A 20,415-nucleotide genomic window follows, 5' to 3' on the forward strand; every position below is an offset into this window, starting at 1 on the left:
CGGACTTCAGAAGCCGGGAATGACATCGTCGCCCCTGCCCTCGTTGATACCGTAGGCGCGGGCCGCAGTGGAAATCCGATCCATGACACGCTTGTCCGCGAGCGCTTCGCTGTCATCGTCTGCGGGCTTGTACAGATCGGCCTGATCGGGCTCTTGAGAGACAACAACGTCTTCTTCGGGCAGGCTTGGATGGCGTTGCTGCTGAACGCCTCCCTCGTCTTCAACTGGCGCGTCGGCGCTTTCCTCGTCCGCAGCAAGTCGGCTATCGACGCTGCACACTTGTCCAGTCCAGCCGTCCGGGCGTGATGCAGGGCAGTCCGCATAGGGCCCGTCGTGCAGCACCGGCGCAGGCAGCACCCGATCTGTGAAATTCTGATCCTGATAATAGCGCAGCTTCTTGGCGCGGATCGGCGGCAACCCAGAAACCAGGACCAATTCGTCTGACGGCGGCAATTGCATCACCTCGCCTGGCGTCAGGAGCGGGCGCGCGGTTTCCTGGCGGCTCACCATGACATGTGAAAGCCAGGGCGCAAGCCGATGGCCCGCATAGTTGCGCATCGACCTAAGTTCGGTTGCGGTGCCGAGGGCATCCGAGATGCGCTTGGCCGTGCGTTCGTCATTGGAGGAAAAGGCAATTCGCACGTGGCAATTGTCGAGAATAGCATTGTTCTCGCCATAGGCCTTTGAAACCTGGTTCAAAGATTGTGCGATCAGATAGGAGCGAATGCCATAACCTGCCATGAAGGCGAGCGCCGTTTCGAAGAAGTCGAGGCGACCGAGCGCCGGAAACTCGTCCAGCATCATGAGCAGCTGATGCTTACGGCTCTTCTTCGGGTCCCCCTCCAGACGCTCCGTCAACCGCCTGCCGATCTGGTTCAAGATCAGTCGCACCAAAGGCTTGGTGCGCGAGATATCCGAAGGCGGCACGACCAGATAGAGCGACAGCGGTCGCTCTCCACCCACTAGGTCAGCGATGCGCCAGTCGCAGGACGAAGTGGCCGCCGCGACCGTTGGATCACGATAAAGCCCGAGAAAGGACATGGCGGTCGAGAGGACGCCTGAGCGCTCGTTTTCCGACTTGTTCAGGAGTTCGCGAGCCGCCGAGGCCACTACGGGATGGACCTGAGGGTTATGCCCCGTCCCGAGATGGTTTGTCGTCATCATCCGCCGTAGCGTTGCGGCAAACGAGCGTTGCGGGTCCGACAGGAAGGTGGCGACGCGGGCCAGCGTCTTGTCCTCTTCAGCGTAGAGCACGTGCAAAATGGCGCCAACTAGGAGTGAATGGCTGGTCTTCTCCCAGTGGTTCCGTCGCTCCAGCGCGCCCTCGGGATCGACGAGGATGTCGGCGATGTTTTGAACGTCCCGGATCTCATCTGGGCCTTTGCGCACCTCCAGCAGCGGGTTGTAGCGTGCCGATCTCGGGTCGGTCGGATTGAACAGAAGGCAGTACGAGAATTTCGACCGCCAGCCGGAGGTCAACTGCCAATTTTCGCCTTTTATATCATGAATGATGGCAGACCCGGTCCAGGAAAGTAGCGTTGGAACAACCAGCCCCACGCCCTTGCCCGAACGCGTCGGCGCAAATGCCATGACGTGCTCCGGGCCGTCATGGCGCAGATAGCGATCGTTCAGCCTACCGAGGAAAACGCCCGCCGGCCGTAACAACCCTGCCGTCTCGACCTCATGAGTCGTGGCCCACCGTGAAGACCCATAGGTCGTAACCGACCCGCGCTGTCGCGCGCGCAAAAGCGAGCCAGCGATTGCGGCGGCACAGCCCAGGAATCCGCTGGCGCCTGCAAGCGTACCGGCTTTGTCGAAGACCTCCGGCGCATAAGCATCGAAGTGGAACCACCATTCAAACAGCTTCCACGGCTTGTAGATTGGCCAGCCGGCGAAGAGAAACCATGGTGCGCCGAGAGGCGTCTGGTAGGTCAGCATTTGAGCGCACCATTGGGTTGCCGTCCATACGCCGATAATGACAATTGCGCACACAACGGCGATCTGCCCGATCAGTAGCTTCGTAGGTGTCATCGGCTTGGCCCGCTGAACAACGCGACCTAGCATCGCGCGGCGCAGCCGGGACAGGAATGTTCCTCACATACGATTTGGGAGCAATGAACGACTTCCTACGTATGCAGGTCGGTCAGCACGCGTGTTGCGCCTTCACGCGACACCATCCGCCACTCCATCCTTTCCATTCACCCTGAGGCCCGGCGCCGCCGACAGTTGCGTGACCGCTCCTCCGCAAAGTTATCTTCTGCGTTCAGGGAGCCACGGCGCCTGGGCTGGCTGATGAACACCGTCCGCTCGCGCATGTGGGGTCGAATTGATTTGTGCCCAAGTGGAGGCAGGCTCGTCTTCCAACAGTTGCCGCAGTTCCCCTGGCTCGAACGCCATCATCGGTGGGGAAGCGGGTTCATCCTCCAACAGTTGCCGCAGTTCCCCTGGCTCGAACGCCATCATTGGTGGGGAGGCAGGCTCGTCTTCCAACAGTTGCCGCAGTTCCCCTGGCTCGAATGCCATCATCGGTGGGGAGGCGGGTTCATCCTCCAGCAGCTGCCGCGGCTCTTCCTCGTGCGGCAAGCGCCTCCTTAGCCGGTCTTGCAGCGCCTGCCGATCGGCAACGAGGTTGTCGAGGGGCAGCGGCTCGTGGTCTGGCCGCTGCCCTTTCACCAATCGTTCAACCAGCGCCCACGTGCCCTCCAGGACAAATACGCCGCAATCATAATGGTTCGTCTGTCTGGCCATGGGGGCTGGCGCCAAGGTGGCATTCAGCAGTCCTGCGAGCTGTTTTGCAGGCACGTCGTTATATCCCTCTCGCTGGAGGGAGTCGTAGTGATAGGCGAACCGCCTTTCCGGGTCGCGGCGATCAACGAGCAGCAGCGACCAATGGGTGCCGGGGCTAGTAGCCGTACCATTATTCACTGGCAAGAACAGGAAGTCGGCTGTGGCGTTGTTTTGATTATAGATGGACTGCAATATGCCTCGAGCGTCTTGCGGCGACGTGTGTCGCAGTAGATGGGATACGGAAGGATCCACCAGCCGAGTCCGGGCAGCGAGCGCCGGATTGATCCCCTGCAGTTGCCCCTCCAGCAAATTGTAATCTCTCTGGATATGGGCGTCGCTCAGCCATTCGGCGGCGCCGAGCACCCGCCCCGTTGCAACGTTGGACGGGGCTGTCGGATCGAGCGCCCCGATCTGAGCCCCAGAGGAACTGGTAGTCAGTGTGGTCACATCAACCAGTGGAAGGCCGCGGTAGGTGCCTGGCAGCCTAGCGGTTGCTGGCGAGGCGGGTTGGGGAGCTCTTGCCGGTGCCGCTGGCCCAGCTTCAGCAGCGGCCCCAACGCGCCTGGTGACTGCGTCTGCCGGATGAGCAGAAAGGACAGTTTCGCGCCCGAGCACAATGCGCGGCAGGATATCCCGGAGGTGAGCCAATGCAGAACTGATACTTAGCCTATTACCATAGGAGACAGCCTTGAAGCTCTCAACATCTTTATCCAGCGATTTGTCGTGAATCCGAGCCGCAATCCCAAGCTTGTTATTTTGACGCAGGTACTGACTAAAATGTCTAAGAAAATTTGTATAGCCGCCCACGGTATCTGGATTCCGTCCGGTCGCAGGCGCTGCCAGGTACTCCTTGGTCGAAGCGGCTCTGTAATTTCTAATGAGCTCGGCATCGTCAGGATAGGGGATCACGACAGGGCGAGCCATAATCTGGGCTCCGCCTGTCGACTTCTTGAGGTAACGCAGTGCGCCAGCCACGGTGGAGGAACCACCCGTACTCTCGTACTCCTTGAGATCCTGATCCAGCGACGAATGGTAAAGCCGAGCAGCAAACCCTGGCTTGTTGTTTTGAAGGAGCCACCGACTAAAGCCGAAAAGAGAATTTACATTGTAAGTGACCGTGTTCGCTTTGGCCTTACCCGCGTGGAATGCTGCCCTCAGCCCTTCGATAGCGGTCGCATCGTTGGAATAGACAGGACGCTTGTCGGCACCGTCGGGGACTACAATTGGACGATCCGGCTGCACTGTCGAGGGCATCGACCCACCACCTCCGGGATGCGGTGCTGGGGTGGATTCGTGCTCATCCCTCTGCCTGACGAGCTGCGCCTCACATTCCGGTGTAGCCACCTTATGAGGATCCTGCATCGGTTCGATCCCCTCCATCTCCTGCTGCAACCAAGCCAAAGCTTGGCGAGCGGCCTGCGCGGCTTCATCAACCGCGGAGGATGTCTCCACACCTCTGGCGGACGCCGGCAGAGCCTGCTCCGCCCGCCGTCGAAAGAGCTCTGGCGAGGCGGATTTCTCCGCCCACAATCTGGGCTGCGTAGCGAGTCCCCGTCCAGATTTATGTGGCACCGCCTCGCTTGGCAGCGGGCTGCTCCTGTCCCGTGCAGCTACCAGCTCCTCCGGGGCGCCCTGGTCGCCGTGGCGCCAGTTCAAGTGAGGGACGGCCTCTCCAAAGTCGGGCGCTTGGTGTTGGTGCGCGGTTGGGGCGAGAGACAATGGTAGATCGGTGCCCTCCTTATAACCTACCGGCAGGAGCTCCTCTGGCCAATCGAATCCCTGCTGTGGTGCGGTATGCTGAGCAGCGTCGCCACGGGGACGAGCCTCCATGCTGACCGCGTTTTCCAGATGATTCCCGAGTATAACGCGCGGCGGGTTCTTGCGGAGATAAACCAGCGCAGATTCGATCGGAGCTCCACCATTAGAGGAGGCGGCCTTGTAGCTCTCAACATCTTTATCCAGCGATTTATCGTAAATGCGACCCGCAATTCCGAGCTTGTCATTTTGACGTAGGTAATGACTGAAATGGTTAAGAGCAGTTGCGTAGCCGCTCGCGGATCTGAAATGTCTGGTGAGCGCGGCGTCGTCAGGATGGGGGTTCAGGACAGCGCGACCCACAATCGGGCCGGCTCCGCCCATCGACTTCATCAATTGACGCAGTGCGCCAGCCACGGTGGAGGAACCACCCCTACTCTCGTACTCCTCGAGATCCTGGCTCAGCGACGGATGGTAAAGCCGAGCAGCAAGCCCTGGCTTGTTGTTTTGAAAGAGCCAACGACTAAAGCCGAAAAGAGAATTTGTGCTGCGAGTGACCGTGTCCGGCCTGGCTTTACCCGCAAGGAGTGCTGACTTCAGCCCTTCGATGGCGGTGGCATCGTTGGAATAAACAGGACGCTTGTCGGCACCGTCGGGGACCACAATTGGACGATCCGGCTGCACTGTCGAGGGCATCGACCCGTCGAGATGCGGTGCTGGGGTGTATTCGTGCTCGTCCCCCTGCATCACAAGTTGCGCCTCCCGTTCCGATGTACCCACCTGATGGGTGGGGAGTTGCATCATCACGCGAGCGCCTGAGTTGCCAACCTCACCTGGTTGCCGCTCAGTGACAGCATGCTGCAGATTGCTTTGGATCCTCTGCCTCTTCGTTGGTCTCAACTCACCTTTACCATGCGAGCCATTGACGAGGACCTCCTCGCCTGGCGCACCCATCAACTCGTCCGCCGCCTGCAGTTCGCCCAAGTGCTGCTCAAAACCGGCTTGGCCGGCCTGTCCGCTTGCTCGTGCGGTACGGCGTGCTGCACCTGCAGCCAAGCTGCCACGATGAATGTCTAGTTTGTACGGGTGCACGCTATCCTCACTTCCACAGATCACATGAGCAACCTACTCAGGCAAGCTTTCGAGAGGCTGACGAGGTCCGCCGCCGCGGAAGGCGAAGGCTGGTTTTCTGCTCAGCGGTTGACGGCCTCGCGTGTTGCGGCCGCGCCGGGTATCACGCCAATCAATCTGAATAGTCGATGCGTCAAACGAACCAGGATGGGATTTTCGTAGCGGGGCTGCTCTACTCACTCTTGTCCTGAGGGCAGAATTCAACCATATCGCCGAGCAACTGGATGCCGATTGGATACCCGATCCGGAAAGCTTCAGCTCCTATGTGACGCGATGATGAGGCCTGGTCTCGCAGCGGCATGCGTTCCGAGAGATGCTGCACCAGGTACGAGGCGACCTTATCCAACAAGGCACCACTTGCGCTGTTTTGTGGAGACGAGCGTCGGCATGCATCCATGCGGGTGCTTGAGTGGTGAAGACTCTGAACGACGGTTCCTATGGCGCTGCCGGCGCAATCAGCTGCTTGGGGACGCGTGACGCAGATCAAAGCTCCCCTTGCCGAGCACGGAGCAGGCGAGTGAGAGAGCAGATGAATAGGCGTGTCGCCAATATTTTCGCATTGCTCTAATCGATTATAGTTGTGAGGAGCAATTTGAGACCATTTACTTGCGGCTCAAGTCACCCATAAAAGAAGGCAAGCACCGATTCGGTAGCTTATCCCCTGTCTTTCGCGTACTCGCGGCCGTGGCGCCGGGTGAACGATTGAAGACCGCCGGTCTCACTCGCAGGTGGGTGCCAGGGCGTGGGGCGGTTGGCAAGCCACAGGAGTAGGACAATGTCGAAGGATTCGGGTAAGGGCGATAATCACGGCGGCGGACCGGGCAAGATCGAGATCACGGTGGTGGTGAACGGCCAGCCCACGCAGGTCGAAGCCAATCCCAACCAGCCGCTTCACGTCATTCGTACCAAAGCCCTTGAGAACACGCAGAATGTCGCCCAACCAGCCGAGAATTGGGAATTCAAGGATGAGGCCGGCAACTTGCTCGACGTCGACAAGAAGCTTGGCGATTTTGGTTTCCCGAATACTGTGACCCTGTTCCTCAGCCTGAAGGCGGGCGTCGCAGGTGCCTAAACCCCAAAGTGTGGATCCGGAGGTCTCCCGAGCGAAGTTTGATCGGGAGATCGGCCGGTTCCGGCCATATGCTGATGTCTATCGGGCTCAGGGCTGCTTCTTGATCGAGGCGACTTTTCCGCGCGCTTTCTTCATTTTCGCCAGCCCCAAGTTAAAGCCACGGGTGGTCAGCGCAGCGAGCGAGGTCGACTTCACCGACTACGACTTAAGACCACCGTCCGTGGTCTTCGTCGATCCGTTTACGCGTGATCCGATTGCCCGGAAAGATCTATACCTGAAAATGCTTAGACGTCCGCCGCTGCCCGGAACGCCGCCAGAGATGATAGGAGCTCTCATCCAGCAGAACGCCGTGCCGCTGACGGACTTCATCCAGGCCAACAGTCCCGAGGACGAACCATTCCTGTGCATGGCGGGCGTCCGGGAATACCACGACAATCCAGCCCATTCAGGTGATCCATGGCTACTTCATCGGGGTTCTGGCGAAGGCTGTTTGGCCTTCATCCTGGACAAGATCATCAAGTACGGAATCGTTCCTATAGAGCAGTTGCAGATTCAACTCCAACCGACAATCGTAGGAATGGTGGTATCCCCTCAGGCGATACAAGAATGACTGGTTTGAGAGATGTAACGATCGTGACTCTCCCGCTCGGCTGCATCTCGACCACGCATGGGCATCTGCGCTCAGTTGGTCGCGAGGGCAATGAGGGGATGGCACTTTGGGTCGGCGTTCAGGAAGACCGGCACTTTGCCGTAACAGAGACGGTTATCCCGGCGCAGCGTCACATTCGAACAAACGATGGCGTTTGCGTGATCGTTGCGGCCGAAGAACTGCACCGGCTCAATGTCTGGCTCTACAAAAGCGGCCTGAAACTCTTGGCCCAGATTCACAGCCATCCGGGCCGCGCCTACCATTCGACGACGGACGACGCTTATGCGGTTGCTACCACGGTTGGGTGTCTGTCGCTGGTGGTGCCGAATTTCGCCCGCGAGCCTTTCGATTTTGCTCGGGTCGCCGCCTATCGGCTTGACGAAAAGGCCAAATGGAATGCGCTCCCTCCCGCGGCACTGTCGCGAATGATCATGATATCGAGTTGAACAATGGCATTCGCTAACTTCATCGATCGCGCCGCCACGGCGGCATCTCAGGTCCTGGCCGATTTTCATCTGGGAGACTTCAAAGCAGCTCTTGAAAAGCAGGTCGTGGCAGTCGCCTTCGACCATCAGGCCGCTTCCTGCGCCGAAGGCCAGGCGACATTAGATCTTGCGGTGAGATTGCTCGCTAGGCTCTACCCGGTTCTGGCGATACTCCCGCTGGACAGCGCGGCGAGCTCTCAAGCCCAAGCGCTGGAGCGCTTGGCAAAGTCGATCAATCCAAAAGTCGGCATCCGGCGTTCCGGCAAGTCTGCCACCGTCTGCGTCGTTGCAGGGGTAACGCGCCCATCACTCCGGTGCCCGATCTTTTTCGTGGGATCGGACGGTTGGGCGGCAAAGCTGTCGCGTACGGACCCGGTGGGCTCTGGCCCAAGTCTGCTGCCTTATGGAGCTGGCGCCGCCAGTTGCTTCGGCGCCGCCAACGTCTTTCGAACTATCTTCGCCGCCCAGTTGACCGGCGCCGAGTTGGACGAAACCATCGACCTCTCGCTATGCAGCTACGACAAGACCAAAGCCGGGGAGGCTGGCCCGATCGACTTTCCAGTCGACCTTGGCGAAACCCACCTCGTTGGGCTCGGTGCGATAGGCCATGGCTCGCTTTGGGCGCTAGCGAGACAACCCGATCTCAAGGGTCGTCTGCATGTAATCGATCACGAAGCGATCGAACTCTCAAACCTGCAGCGCTACGCATTGGCCGGCCAGGCGGAGATTGGTATGTCCAAGGCGGTTCTTGCAGCCACCGCCCTTAGATCGACTGCCCTTGAGGTCGAGGCGCACCCTCTGACGTGGGCAGAATATGTTGCGCGCCGGGGCAATTGGGTCTTCGACCAAGTGGGTGTGGCGCTTGACACCGCCGCCGACCGTCTGGCTGTCCAAGGTGCACTGCCGCGATGGATCGCAAACGCTTGGACGCAGGAGCACGATCTCGGTATCTCCCGGCATGGTTTCGATGACGGCCAGGCTTGCCTTTGTTGCATGTACCTGCCATCCGGAAAATCCAAGGACGAGCACCAGCTGATTGCCGAGGAACTCGGAATACCGGAAGCACACGAGCAGGTGAAAACGCTCCTGCAGACCAATGCCGGAGTTCCCAACGACTTTGTAGTTCGCGTGGCTACAGCGATGGCTGTGCCGTTTGAACCGCTAGCCCCGTTTGTCGGCCAGCCCCTGCGCTCCTTTTATCAGCAGGCTATCTGCGGCGGTCTGGTGTTCCAGCTTAGCGAAGGAAGTCGCCGCGTTCGAACTGTCGTTCCGATGGCCTTTCAGTCGGTGCTTGCCGGGATTATGCTTGCCGCGGATTTGGTCAAACATAGTGCGGGGTTTCCCATGAGCCCGACGACGAGCACTCGGGTGAATCTTCTGCGCCCCCTTGGCTCTCACTTGCACGATCCGAAGGCCAAGGACTCCAGCGGCCGCTGCATCTGTAGCGACGACGATTTCATTGCCGCTTACAGGCGCAAATACGGCGAGCCCGTTGATCAGGTAAGCGATGTCTCGGCCGCCTAAGCAGACGCGCACCTCTCCGTGGACGCAGGGGGCGCGGCTTGTGGGCGTGACCATGGGCGCCATTATGACACGCTTGGCCCGCTCCTTTGCCCGCCTATCGTCCTCCGCGCATGATCCCTGACACCTCCTTGCCGACGTGATGATCCAGCACCAGCCGCCATGGCACCAGAGGCTGGTCAAACCTCCGTTGTTGGCCGGTTTGGACAGTGCTGCATCAGGTCTCGACCGACGTCTCGACAGTCAGGGCTGCTTCGACGGGTGTGAAGATGTCAACATCGACCCCAGGCGCCCGAATCGTCACAATCAGGGCGTACCGAGCCAGAGCGTCGACGCGTTCCAGGTAAGGCTTCTCCTTCCACCAGCCCCCGACCGGGAACACGCCGATCGCGTCACGCTCGGCGAGATCGGCGGCGCTGCCCGACCAGAAATCGGCGTGCAACGAGCCGCGATCGCGGAAGGTGCCGAGCAGCCACTCTTCTCCGCCTCCAGCAGGCGCCCCTTCCTCCTCGTCCCGAGCGGCCTGATTGATGCGGGCTCGGAATTCGTCGACTGTCTCGGTCGCTGACTTTACTCTGAACCGAAGACCATGGGACGCGTAACGATGCCGGCGGGTCCATCCGCGTTCACCGGGGTTGGGTTCGATGAAATAGGACAGCGTGACGCGGAGCTCGACCTGGGCAGCGCCGAGCGCCGCGAGCTGCTCCTTCGGCCAAGGCAGGCGATGCAGCTTCATGTCACGCGTTTTGGCAGCCGCGCCGCCCTCGCGCTGGAAAGGCTGAAGCTCATCTTCAACGATAAGCGTGAGGTCGTTCACCGTTGACAGAAGCGCGCGCCCAAGATCTGGCACGCCATAACCATAGCGCCGCACGAGCGCCTGGATCTCGCCCTTCGCTCCGTTGCACGCATCGATGCGTGCGCGCATCGCCGGAGTCCATTCGGCCGAGTGGACGATCAGGGCGCGAACCGTTTCAGGCCACAGCTCGGGGCGCGCTGATAGAATTAGTCCCGCCATCCGTGCGGCATGGGCCGTTGCCGCGCTCGTATCTCCGAGGGTGGTGAAGTGGCGCAGTTCGGGTCGATAGAAAGTGGTCAATATCTGCAGATCGTCGATCGGCTCGCCAGGCAACACACCGTCATGGGCGAGATTGCCGCCTTCGAAGACGACCTCGGGCTTCACCGGCCACTGCCTGTCCCAAACGACCGAAGTGCGACTGCGCGGCGAGAGCTCGCCGACCGGCGCGATCGGAGCGTAGCCCGCAAAGTCGGTGTCAATGATATCGACCTTTTCTGTGAAAGCGCCGACCGTCAGCGCATTCCAGGCCTGAGAAGGATCATCGACTGCTTCCAGATCGTTGCGCGTCAAATGCTCGGCCGGCATGAGGTCATCGCCGATGTTGCCGGCAGAGAGAACGATCAAGCGTCGCTGTTCCTCTTCGAAACAGAGTTGGTCGATAGCGGCAGACCACGATGTGGGCCTTCCACGCGCCGGACTGGCGCTTGTCACAGCCATTGCGATCGCGCGGCGGCGCTCCGGCGCCTGCACCTCGGCGCGGGCGATCGCTTCCGCGGTGATCGCGCCATAGAGTTCTGGATCGTTTGCCTCGTCTTCTGGCGGAAGGATACGAACACTCTCCAGCCGAAAGGGCAATGGAACTGGATCGCCTCCGACCAGGAGCGGGACCAGATCACCGTACAGGCCGACACCTGCCATTCGCGTCCCGTGGCCGCTCCACGCAGGTGTGTCGTCGCTGCCCCATGCCGGTTTGACGGTGTGCCAGTCTTCAACGGCAAGTGCGGGTTCGATCAACGGGTGGGTGCGACGCACGCCGCTGTCGAGAATGCAGACCGCAATATCGGTTGAGGCGGTCTGACGCGCCCGAGAAGCTCGTCGCTCCAGTCCCTTTGCTCCGCGCCGCCAAGGCCCATGAAGAAGGACGGCGTATCCTTCGCGCGCCGCAGCTCGGCGACGACATCGCTGTGCGCAATCATGCGGTCGAGCATTGCCGTGCTGGCGAGTGCCAGCATGACCACCCGCTCCGGAAACCTGACCGCATGCGTGCGCAAAGTGATGTTCAGGGCTTCGGCAATGTGCTCGAAGTTCTCGCGGCGACCGTCGCGCAGCCAGACTTCCCACCACACCTGCTCGTCAGCGGCCTGGGGGAAGAGGTCGTCGTGGTCGGTAAACAACGATCGTGCAGTCGCCAGCCTGACTGTCTCCATGCGGGAGACGAGCGGCTCGTTGCGCGGTCTGCCGCGGTCAGTGTCAACGTCTCGATACGCCTCGACTTTCCGCAAATAATAGGCTTGCGCGCTTTGCGGCAGGAACACCGACGCTGTGATGGGAGCACCGGGTTGAGTTGGCTCATGGACGGCGACCAGCTCCATGTGCTGGCGACGATCGGCCAACTGGTCGAGGGCCGCCCGTCCGGACATGGGCAGATCGATCTCGAGATAAAAGCCAGGCGTGCCGACCGACAGCTGGGGGTCACGCGCCGCAATCTGCTGGCGTGCACTTTCGACCGCTTGTTCGATGGATTGCGTCAAGGCCGCAGCATGCGACGCCCGATCACGCGCCGGCAGCGGCGGTGCATGTATAAGTTGGTTGGGCCGCCGATAGGCTTCCCGAATGCCGTTGTTGCGAAGGTGGATATGGGCGCGGTCGCGCGGAAAATCGTCTGCCATTATGATCTGTGCTGTCGCTACTCAGACAGCGAAGCCTGCCGGCGTTCCTTCAGAGCGTCGATGAGCGCTTCCGAGGTGATCCGCTTCCCCCCCCGCAATATGATGGTTTTTGCAGCGTCGTCGGCCGCGCGGGTGATCTCGGCCTGCGACAGTCTCTCTGCCTGAGAGATCGCCTCGTTCCAGGCAAGCCCTCTGGTGTCGAAGCGGTCGAGTCGAGCCCGAAGCAGCGCCTCGATAATCGGCCGATCGGGCACGGCGTATTCGATGACATCGTCGAAACGGCGGAACAAAGCTCTGTCGAGCAGCTCGGGATGATTTGTTGCCGCAATAATCAGGCTGTGGCTGTCGTCTTGCTCGAGAAACTGCAGAAACGAATTCAGCACGCGCCGAATCTCGCCAACATCCTGGCGTTCGCCTCGACGCGCGCCGATGGCATCGAATTCGTCAAAGAAGTAGACGCCCCGCGTCGCCTGCATTGCATCAAAAACAAGCCGCAGCTTTCCGGCAGTCTCTCCCATGAACTTGGTGATCAAACCATCGAGGACGATCGTGAAAAGGGGCAGATGAAGCTCCCCGGCCAATGCCGATGCGGTCATCGTCTTGCCTGATCCTGGCGGGCCGACCAGAAGCAGTTTGCGACGGGGAACAAGCCCGTGCTCGCGCAAGCTTGCTTGTTGGCGCTGCTCTCCCAGCACGCGGTGCAGGCGCGAGCGCAGACTGTCCGGCAAAATCATGTCGGTCAGTCGCAGGTCCGGATAGCGCACATGCAGGAGCCCTGCGAGCTCGCCCTTTGGCTGAAAAAGGGGAACCGGCCGACTGCTCTTGGCAATCCGGGCGTCCCTGCTCTTGGCTGCGTCGACCAGATCCTTGAGCTCCTGAGCAAGCTTGCCATGGCCTTGACGTGCCTCATGCGCAGCAAGCTGCATCGCGATAGAGAGGAAACGATCCTCGTCGCCGGCAATGTGGCTTTTAAGCAGCGTCACGATATGGCGGGCCGTGGTCATGGCTCTCTTCTGGGGTATCCGTTTACTTGGCGAAGCGCATGCAACCTAAACGCTTTCAACGGCGATTTGTATCGCGCAATGGTGTTTTTTCTCTTGTCGATGTTCGCCCGTGGCAACTTCAGCGGTGAACTGTTGCGCCGCGGTCATAGGCCAGCCGGAATAACGCCGGCCAGCAGACAACAGTCCGCATCTTCGAGCGCTCGAAGTCTGGCCACTCACGCAGCGTGTCGGGTCCGAACGCTCCAAAGCCGCCCCGCCTGGCGGGTCCATGCGACCGATTGCGGGCGTGCGGCCATAAGGTCTACGCGGGCTCGCATGGCTGCCCGCGCCGCTGGCTAAAAAAGCTGTACACCATCTCACGAAACACCAGGTCCGCTCCTTTGCCGGCCGACGGTCCATGAAATCCCCTCCCCACTCACGACACCGGAGACCTCCTTGCCCACATGGCGCTCAAGCACCGGCCGCCATGGCACCAGCGTGAACTCGCGCGACTTCTCAACGACGGCATATTTTCCGCTGGCAAGCTCGACGGAGCGGCGGAGCGTACCCTCTACTCGTCCTCCGGATCGCGCTTCGGCATAGGGCAGGCCAAGTTCCTCCGACAGTTGGCCAGCAACACGGTTCAGTTCTCGCTGGCGCAGGATCGAAAGCATGTTGGCTCGATAGACGATCCGATCCTGTTCTTCATGCGCGAGGCCTTGCGCGATCAGCCACTCCCGCCGGCGAGCTTGCGCCTCTCTCACGTCGCAGCCGAAGCCGGATCCGTGCAAAGGCTCGGGTCTATCGGCAACCAGCTCCCGGTCGAGCCAGGTGGCGCCGTTGAAGCTGACCTGTCGCTCCAGCGCCATTGAGGAGAGCTTGTCGACAACGACAGGCTCGGCCCTGGCCCGCTGGCCCTCATAATTCGCGACGCGATCGAGATGGTCCGGCGCGATGAGCCAGGTGCCGTTCGGCTCTCGCTCAACGCCGCCGGTCGCGCGGCGGATCGCCTCCAGCCGCCGCACATGCGTTCGCGCAAAGCTCTCGGTGGCGGATGGGTCATGCTTCAGGTGGATATCGACGTCGTAACGGCCGCCATTCGCGGCGGCGATTTCGGCGATGGTACGATCGACCCGCCTCGGCTCGGTGTTCCTTGGCGCGACACGCACGATGCAGCCATTAGGCATCGTTTCCATCGCCTCGCCTCTACCGATGTCGATCCAATGGCTCTTACCGTCGACGGCGTCGACGATCATGTAGTGGCGGTCATTGATCTCGTCGGCCAGTCCACGCGCGACAACGCGACCGACGAGAGACTGGACGGGCTCGCCGGCTCGATCGTGGATCACCCAGTCGGCGGCACTGCGTGCAAGCCCCTTGCCGGCCAGTTCGCGGTGGATGGTCTTGATGATGTCGCCGCGTTCGCCGGTGCGGCGCAGCGTGGCTTCGAGCTCATCGTCGAGGCGCCAGGAGCCAGCGCCGACCTCCGCGGCCAGACCCATCCGCTCGAGCTTGCGCAGCCGTCCCTGGTGCAGCGTCTGGCGAATGGCGTCGGGACCGCCCGGCGAGACCAGCCCGTCATCATCACGCATGCTGAGCAGCCGACGGTCGATGCTGGTGAAGCGTTCCTGCTCCATTTCCCGGCGCAGGCGAAGCTCAATCTCGCGGTCGGTTCGCGGACCGAGATCGAGGCTGACCAGCTCGGCCGCCCGCTCGCGGATGCCAGATGAGATATATTCGCGCGCGATGACCAGGTTCTCGCCACGGTCGTCCCTGCCTCGGACGATGATGTGGCTGTGCGGGTGGCCGGTGTTGAAATGATCAACCGCGACCCAGTCGAGCTTCGTGCCGAGGTCTTCCTGCATCTGCGCCATGAGCCGCCGCGTCAGCGCCTTCAGGTCTTCATACTCGATGCCGTCTTCGGCAGCGACGATGAAGCGGAATTGGTGGCGGTCGCCGTCCGCGCGATCGATGAACGCCTTGCCGTCGACGCGGTCGCTGTCGGCGCCGTAGAGCTCGCCAGGCGCACCTTCTCGGGTGACGCCGTCGCGCTGAAGATAGCGTAGATGGGCACGCGCCCCGTCCGCGCCCTTGCCGGCGAGCTTGACGATCCGCGCCTTGACGATCACCCGGCGCTGGCGGAAGGCGGCATACCGGTCGCGCGATTTCAGCAGCGCCGCAGCCGCCCCGCCGCGCCCTGTCCGGCTGCCCGTGAAGCGACCGCCGGGCTGGGGCTGGCCGCCGGCTCGGTTGACGGCTGCCCGGACTTGACCGGCATAGCGTTTGCCTGCCTTCGAGCCGCGCGACCCGATTTTGCCGAGCTTCGGCCTGAACTCGTCATCCTTCATGCGAGCCTCCCAGACATATTAAGCAAAATCAGACACTTACACGTCCAACCCTCTTGGCACCGGCGGCAGCCTCCTGGAAAAACGATGTGCAGACAAAGATTTAACCGCCTCCTGGAGGCGGTACCTTTATCTTGCCTTACGCGCCCAGCCCCGCCAGACGCGCCCCCGTCCGCCCATGGCTAACGCACCGGCTCCTTCGGCTGCGCGCCGTCCTTGCCGAGCGGCACGAAGAGATCGCCGTTTCGCACGCCTGAGTGAACACCGTCATGAATGAAGAACAGCGACCGTCCGAGAGGAGCGATTTGCGCCTTTGGAGCGACAGATTGGCTTTCGAACGCCTCGATGTCGGCCGCCGAAACTCCGGCCGCCTTGAGTTGGTCGAGGTACTCGACGGTCTCTTCTGGCAGCGGTTTGCCACGCTTCAAATGCTCGTCGTAGCGCTCGGGACCGGCATTGTAGGCGCCAAACAGGCCAGGAAATCCGAAGCGGTCATACATGGCGCTGAGATAGGCCGTGCCGGCCAGGATATTGTCGCGCGGATCGTGGGGGTTAGGCCCAAGGCCGTGTTCGACCCGCATCTCCTCATAGGTGCCGGGCATCACCTGCATGAGGCCCATGGCGCCAGCGGGGGAGGTGATGGGGCGGCCGCCGCGCATTGTCTTGCCGCCGCTTTCGGCAGCCATGACGGCATAGATCCAGGCTTGGGGAATATGGAAGCGCCGGCTTGCTTCCGATACCAACGTCTGCCACTTTCGCAGCTGCGGACTTTGGGAGATGGCGACCGGCTCAGCGCCGGTCGAGGCGGAACAGGCGCATGGCGCAATGGCGATCATGCCCAACAAGAGGAGGGTCACTCGGTCCATAGCGGTACGAGCCTCCCGATGACATTTTGAGTGGGAACAGGCCCGAAATAGCGGCTGTCGAAGGAGCGGTTTTTGTCGCTGCCGAGCAGGAAAACCTCGTTATCCCCGAGCGCTCGGCAGCCGTTCCACCATGGCAAAGGTCGGTCTTCGGCGTCGATTTTGAGCCGGCGCGCGACGATGTCGCCGCCGATGATGATGGCGTCATTGAAGGCGCAGACATTATCGTCCGGCAGCGCTGCAAGACGTTTTGCCAGCGGCACATTGCGAGGCAGATAGCTGCGCTCGGCGGCGAGATACGCCGCGTATTCAGGCGGGCGCACGAGCACGAGATCGCCACGCGCCAGCGCTCCCGCAGCGATGCGGTAAAGGCCGATCGGCGCGCTGGCCGAGGCGTTCCAGACCAGCCAAGGGGTGGGCTTTCCCAGCGCCGTGAAGCCCAAAAGACCGAGACCGGCCGCGGCCAAGGCGACCGTCTTACGGGCTCGAACACGCCTCAGGCGGCTGCCGATCAGATGGATGGAAGGGCGCCGCCTCATGAACGGCCTCCCGTGCCGCCCTGGCCGGAACCGGCCTTGCCATCGCCGGCGGTGGAGTGCTGCGGGTGTCCTTTCGACCAATGGTCGAGTTCGTCGATGTGATAGCGGACATAGCGGCCGTGCTTGCGGAATTTCGGGCCGCCGCCCTTGAGCCGCATCTTTTCGAGCGTGCGCTGGGAGAGCCCGATATAGAAGGCGGCTTGGGCTGTGCTGAGAAACGGGCTGCCCTTTTTCGCGCGGGCCGCGCGTTCGTTTTCGTCGTCCATGATGATCCTCGTTTCGCTTCGGACAAGCGAGGGCGAGGATGGGCGAGGGAGATCGTCTCGGGGACGGGCGAAGAGTCGGGGGAGAGTTTTCGCCGCCCTTTAGGGCGGACGGGGTTTGGGTGGAACTCCTGGGAATGAGCCCCGCGCCGGGGCTGCGGCGCGAGGCTCTATCTCGGCCGGTCAGTCGGCCGGGTTCCAGATGATGGCGTAGGTGTCGTGATCGTCCTGGCCGGCGGCGCGGCCGAGATTGGCGTAGAGCTTGCGCGGTCCGAACTCCGGCGCTGCAATCGACAGGCTCACATAATCCTTGCCGGAAGTCTCGCCGGTGCGGATCCAGCCGGCGCCAACTTCGACCCCTTGCGTAAGCACCCGGAAGTCGGGATGGTTGTCGGCGCTCTTGGCCTGGTTGGGGACGATATCGATGTCGGCGCGGACGCTGAGCGTCTTGAGCTGGCCCTTGTAGGCGCCGTTTTCCTGCTTGTTGACGTAACCGATCGCGGTCATTTCGAAGTCTCCTTTTGTGGTTTCGCCGGGGACCATCCCCTGCGATGGCGCACCGTAATGGGCGCGTCAGGACCGCCTGAATCCGACAGGGCCGCAGCGACAGCGAAGGATCCGAGCGGGCAGCTTTTTTGTGAGCGAAGCGGCGCGAGGAAGCCGCCGCAGGCGGCGGGGAAAAAAGCTGATGGCGAGGGTTTCGGGCGGCCGGACCCGCCCATAGGTCGACAAGCCAGCCGCAGGGATGGTCCTTGGAGAGAGCATGGAGACCGCTCGCCAAGTGCGGTCTTTCAGCCAAGCAGGACGCCGGGATGAAACGGCCTGCAAAGATGCTGCGCCCTTATGCCGGATCGAGATCGTGCCAGCGGGTCGGGCGCCAGAGCAGACATCCGGCATGGTGCGATCTATGAAAGCAGGGCTCGCCAGCGGGAATTTGATACGCGAAGGGGCCAAAGCAAGGCTGGATGAGAAGCCGGTGCTACCTGCAGGTCCAGTGTCATGTGGCGGCGCTCGGGAAACCGCTACGCAACGTGACGCGCTCTTATGAGGCGAACAGACCGGCCCCAAAACCGATCGACCGGTGGTCGGCGCGAAACGCGTCATGCCTGTCCGAAAGCTGACAGTGGCAGAAGACGCATGTCGGGTTCCGCACAATTGACCATGCTGGATTTGTGAGGTTTTCAGGGAGAGCCATGCGTTCACTACCCAGTGAGCTTTGGCACGGCATTTGCACTTGAGATGTGGCAACACGGATCGAAGGTTGACTGCATGCACAAGCGCGAGATGAGCAATGCTCTCCTTTCCTGGAGGCTTGGCAGCAGATTCGATTGTGACGTTGCGAGGAGCTTCAGCCGCTCGCGGCGGAAGTGATCTCAAATCTGAAGGCACCGTTGGGGCCGCAGCCATCAAACACATCTTTCTCTTTTTCGCAGCTCGTCATCAACGCGATGCGGACTTCTTCGCGTCGACGGCGGCCGAAGGTGGAGAAGGGCTCGACTTGCAAAAAGGAGTTGTCAATGACGTCTTACGTTCGCACCAACAGCCCGGCGCAGGTGCGCTCACTGTCCACCTTTGGCAAGCATCTGCAAAGGAGCGTGCTGACGGCGACGCTGCTTGCCGCGGCTTCGACGGGAAGTGAAGCGCAGCCCTATGTTCGTGCTGACGGCAGCACGACTGACGACTTGGAAGCGGCGCGCGCAAGTTGGCGTCATGACGCCGAATTCAATGGAAATGTGGGGCTCGCAGCCATCAACGCGGATGCGCGTATGCGTTGGGTTCCACCGGGGAGGGGGCCAGAGCTCCTCGCCTGCCCTCGTCCGTCTTGACGAGTGCCCGCTTACAGCCTACCTCACTATCGCGTTAGCACTCGTCCATCGCGAGTGCTAACAAAAACCCCTCAACATCCGCACCAGGGAAAAATCCGAAAATGGCAAAGTCGAAGTTCCGCCCGCTGCATGACCGCGTGGTCGTTCGCCGGGTCGAATCCGAATCCAAGACCGCTGGCGGGATCATCATCCCGGATACGGCAAAGGAAAAGCCGCAGGAAGGCGAGATCATCGCCGTCGGCTCCGGCGCCCGCGACGAAGCTGGCAAGCTCGTCCCACTGGACGTCAAGGCTGGCGACCGCATCCTGTTCGGCAAGTGGTCGGGCACGGAAGTCAAGCTCAATGGCGAAGACCTTCTGATCATGAAGGAATCCGACATCATGGGCATCATCGGCTCATATCAGGCCCTTTCGTCAACTGAATTCCCGGGCTCGATTGAAGCCCCTGCCAGGAGCTAAAAATGGCTGCCAAAGACGTAAAATTCTCCCGTGATGCCCGCGAGCGCATGCTGCGCGGCGTCAACATCCTCGCCGACGCGGTGAAGGTCACGCTCGGCCCCAAGGGCCGCAACGTCGTCATCGACAAGTCGTTCGGCGCCCCGCGCATCACCAAGGACGGCGTCACCGTCGCCAAGGAAATCGAGCTTGAGGACAAGTTCGAGAACATGGGCGCGCAGATGGTCCGCGAAGTTGCTTCGAAGACCAACGACATCGCCGGCGACGGCACCACGACCGCGACCGTTCTGGCACAGTCGATCGTCCAGGAAGGCCACAAGGCCGTTGCCGCCGGCATGAACCCGATGGACCTGAAGCGCGGCATCGACCTCGCGGTAACCGACGTCGTTGCGACGCTGATCAAGAACGCCAAGAAGATCAAGACCTCCGAAGAGGTTGCCCAGGTCGGCACCATCGCCGGCAACGGCGATGCTTCGGTCGGCAAGATGATCGCCGAAGCGATGCAGAAGGTCGGCAACGAAGGCGTCATCACGGTTGAGGAAGCCAAGACCGCCGAGACCGAACTCGAAGTCGTCGAAGGCATGCAGTTCGACCGCGGCTACCTCTCGCCCTACTTCGTCACCAACGCCGACAAGATGGTTGCCGAGCTCGAGGACGTCTACATCCTCCTGCACGAGAAGAAGCTGTCCAACCTGCAGGCCATGCTGCCGGTTCTCGAAGCCGTCGTGCAGACCTCGAAGCCGCTGCTCATCATCTCGGAAGACGTCGAAGGCGAGGCTCTGGCCACGCTGGTCGTCAACAAGCTGCGTGGCGGCCTGAAGATCGCCGCCGTCAAGGCGCCGGGCTTCGGTGATCGCCGCAAGGCCATGCTGGAAGACATCGCCATCCTCACCGGTGGCCAGGTCATCTCGGAAGACCTCGGCATCAAGCTCGAGAATGTCGGCCTCAACATGCTCGGCCGCGCCAAGAAGGTGTCGATCTCCAAGGAGAACACCACCATCGTCGACGGCGCCGGCAAGAAGGCCGAGATCCAGGGCCGCGTCGCCCAGATCAAGC

The 20,415-nt window shown here is 61.4% G+C and carries 14 protein-coding genes and 2 pseudogenes; 7 read left to right on the forward strand and 9 right to left on the reverse strand.

Annotated elements, in window-relative coordinates; translation table 11 throughout:
* Window positions 1–6 precede the first annotated feature (6 nt).
* Window positions 7–2,031 (reverse strand): conjugal transfer protein TraG, encoded by a 2,025-nt coding sequence (locus EOC93_RS11145; RefSeq protein WP_095520376.1) that lies wholly within the window; start codon window positions 2,029–2,031, stop codon window positions 7–9.
* Window positions 2,032–2,250: 219 nt separating this feature from the next.
* Window positions 2,251–5,526, reverse strand: coding sequence for a Ulp1 family isopeptidase (locus EOC93_RS11150; protein ID WP_245461435.1), 3,276 nt, complete (start codon window positions 5,524–5,526; stop codon window positions 2,251–2,253).
* A gap of 922 nt (window positions 5,527–6,448) precedes the next feature.
* On the opposite strand from EOC93_RS11150, the gene EOC93_RS11155 reads away from it, so the two are divergent.
* From EOC93_RS11155 to EOC93_RS11170, 4 genes are read left to right on the forward strand one after another with little or no spacing between them, the layout of a single operon-like run.
* Entirely contained in the window at window positions 6,449–6,745 is a 297-nt protein-coding gene (locus EOC93_RS11155; protein WP_024505654.1) for a DUF2604 domain-containing protein, read from the forward strand.
* The gene (locus tag EOC93_RS11160) at window positions 6,738–7,355 is read left to right on the forward strand and encodes a putative metal-binding protein (RefSeq protein WP_091595799.1); all 618 of its coding nucleotides are present in this window, start codon (window positions 6,738–6,740) and stop codon (window positions 7,353–7,355) included. Before EOC93_RS11155 ends, EOC93_RS11160 begins: the two co-directional genes overlap by 8 nt.
* Window positions 7,352–7,840, forward strand: coding sequence for a Mov34/MPN/PAD-1 family protein (locus EOC93_RS11165; RefSeq protein ID WP_127204628.1), 489 nt, complete (start codon window positions 7,352–7,354; stop codon window positions 7,838–7,840). Before EOC93_RS11160 ends, EOC93_RS11165 begins: the two co-directional genes overlap by 4 nt.
* A 3-nt stretch (window positions 7,841–7,843) precedes the next feature.
* Window positions 7,844–9,403, forward strand: a complete 1,560-nt coding sequence (locus tag EOC93_RS11170; RefSeq protein ID WP_091595803.1) for an E2 ligase fold family C protein — start codon at window positions 7,844–7,846, stop codon at window positions 9,401–9,403.
* 214 nt (window positions 9,404–9,617) lie between these two features.
* On the opposite strand, the pseudogene EOC93_RS11175 reads toward EOC93_RS11170, so the two are convergent.
* From EOC93_RS11175 to EOC93_RS11205, 7 genes and pseudogenes are all read right to left on the reverse strand, one after another.
* A pseudogene (locus tag EOC93_RS11175) lies at window positions 9,618–12,085 on the reverse strand (S8 family peptidase).
* Between the two features lie 17 nt (window positions 12,086–12,102).
* Window positions 12,103–13,089 carry an ATP-binding protein gene (locus EOC93_RS11180; RefSeq protein WP_095488552.1) on the reverse strand — a complete coding sequence of 329 codons (987 nt, stop codon included), beginning with the start codon at window positions 13,087–13,089 and terminating at the stop codon, window positions 12,103–12,105.
* A 356-nt stretch (window positions 13,090–13,445) separates the two neighbouring features.
* Window positions 13,446–15,416: a relaxase/mobilization nuclease RlxS gene (rlxS, locus tag EOC93_RS11185; RefSeq protein ID WP_095521267.1), complete on the reverse strand. Its 1,971-nt coding sequence runs from the start codon at window positions 15,414–15,416 to the stop codon at window positions 13,446–13,448.
* 179 nt (window positions 15,417–15,595) lie between these two features.
* Window positions 15,596–16,279 carry a lytic transglycosylase domain-containing protein gene (locus EOC93_RS11190; RefSeq protein ID WP_024505647.1) on the reverse strand — a complete coding sequence of 228 codons (684 nt, stop codon included), beginning with the start codon at window positions 16,277–16,279 and terminating at the stop codon, window positions 15,596–15,598.
* Complete coding sequence (locus EOC93_RS11195) at window positions 16,267–16,815, reverse strand: S26 family signal peptidase (protein WP_127204629.1); 549 nt, start codon at window positions 16,813–16,815, stop codon at window positions 16,267–16,269. The genes EOC93_RS11190 and EOC93_RS11195 overlap by 13 nt, the downstream gene beginning before the upstream one ends.
* The gene (locus EOC93_RS11200; RefSeq protein ID WP_029354917.1) at window positions 16,812–17,081 is read right to left on the reverse strand and encodes a helix-turn-helix domain-containing protein; all 270 of its coding nucleotides are present in this window, start codon (window positions 17,079–17,081) and stop codon (window positions 16,812–16,814) included. Before EOC93_RS11200 ends, EOC93_RS11195 begins: the two co-directional genes overlap by 4 nt.
* A gap of 180 nt (window positions 17,082–17,261) precedes the next feature.
* Window positions 17,262–17,585, reverse strand: coding sequence for a DUF736 domain-containing protein (locus EOC93_RS11205; RefSeq protein WP_029354915.1), 324 nt, complete (start codon window positions 17,583–17,585; stop codon window positions 17,262–17,264).
* 784 nt (window positions 17,586–18,369) lie between these two features.
* Between EOC93_RS11205 and EOC93_RS11210 the strand changes: the two genes are divergently transcribed.
* From EOC93_RS11210 to groEL, 3 genes and pseudogenes are all read left to right on the forward strand, one after another.
* Entirely contained in the window at window positions 18,370–18,717 is a 348-nt protein-coding gene (locus EOC93_RS11210) for a hypothetical protein (RefSeq protein WP_126038541.1), read from the forward strand.
* Between the two features lie 288 nt (window positions 18,718–19,005).
* Window positions 19,006–19,299: pseudogene (groES, locus tag EOC93_RS11215) on the forward strand (co-chaperone GroES); the annotation flags it as partial.
* A gap of 65 nt (window positions 19,300–19,364) precedes the next feature.
* A partial coding sequence (groEL, locus tag EOC93_RS11220; protein ID WP_127204630.1) for a chaperonin GroEL occupies window positions 19,365–20,415 on the forward strand: 1,051 nt, incomplete at its 3' end.

This window comes from Mesorhizobium sp. M6A.T.Ce.TU.002.03.1.1 (assembly GCF_003997275.1).
Lineage (GTDB): Bacteria > Pseudomonadota > Alphaproteobacteria > Rhizobiales > Rhizobiaceae > Mesorhizobium > Mesorhizobium mediterraneum.

Coding starts and splice junctions, on each gene's coding strand:
- EOC93_RS11190 (WP_024505647.1), bottom strand. CDS start 16,279: ATGGACCGAGTGACCCTCCTCTTGTTGGGCATGATCGCCATTGCGCCA.
- EOC93_RS11200 (WP_029354917.1), bottom strand. CDS start 17,081: ATGGACGACGAAAACGAACGCGCGGCCCGCGCGAAAAAGGGCAGCCCG.
- EOC93_RS11180 (WP_095488552.1), bottom strand. CDS start 13,089: ATGACCACGGCCCGCCATATCGTGACGCTGCTTAAAAGCCACATTGCC.
- rlxS (WP_095521267.1), bottom strand. CDS start 15,416: ATGAAGGATGACGAGTTCAGGCCGAAGCTCGGCAAAATCGGGTCGCGC.
- EOC93_RS11145 (WP_095520376.1), bottom strand. CDS start 2,031: ATGACACCTACGAAGCTACTGATCGGGCAGATCGCCGTTGTGTGCGCA.
- EOC93_RS11195 (WP_127204629.1), bottom strand. CDS start 16,815: ATGAGGCGGCGCCCTTCCATCCATCTGATCGGCAGCCGCCTGAGGCGT.
- EOC93_RS11170 (WP_091595803.1), top strand. CDS start 7,844: ATGGCATTCGCTAACTTCATCGATCGCGCCGCCACGGCGGCATCTCAG.
- EOC93_RS11210 (WP_126038541.1), top strand. CDS start 18,370: ATGCTCTCCTTTCCTGGAGGCTTGGCAGCAGATTCGATTGTGACGTTG.
- EOC93_RS11155 (WP_024505654.1), top strand. CDS start 6,449: ATGTCGAAGGATTCGGGTAAGGGCGATAATCACGGCGGCGGACCGGGC.
- EOC93_RS11205 (WP_029354915.1), bottom strand. CDS start 17,585: ATGACCGCGATCGGTTACGTCAACAAGCAGGAAAACGGCGCCTACAAG.
- EOC93_RS11165 (WP_127204628.1), top strand. CDS start 7,352: ATGACTGGTTTGAGAGATGTAACGATCGTGACTCTCCCGCTCGGCTGC.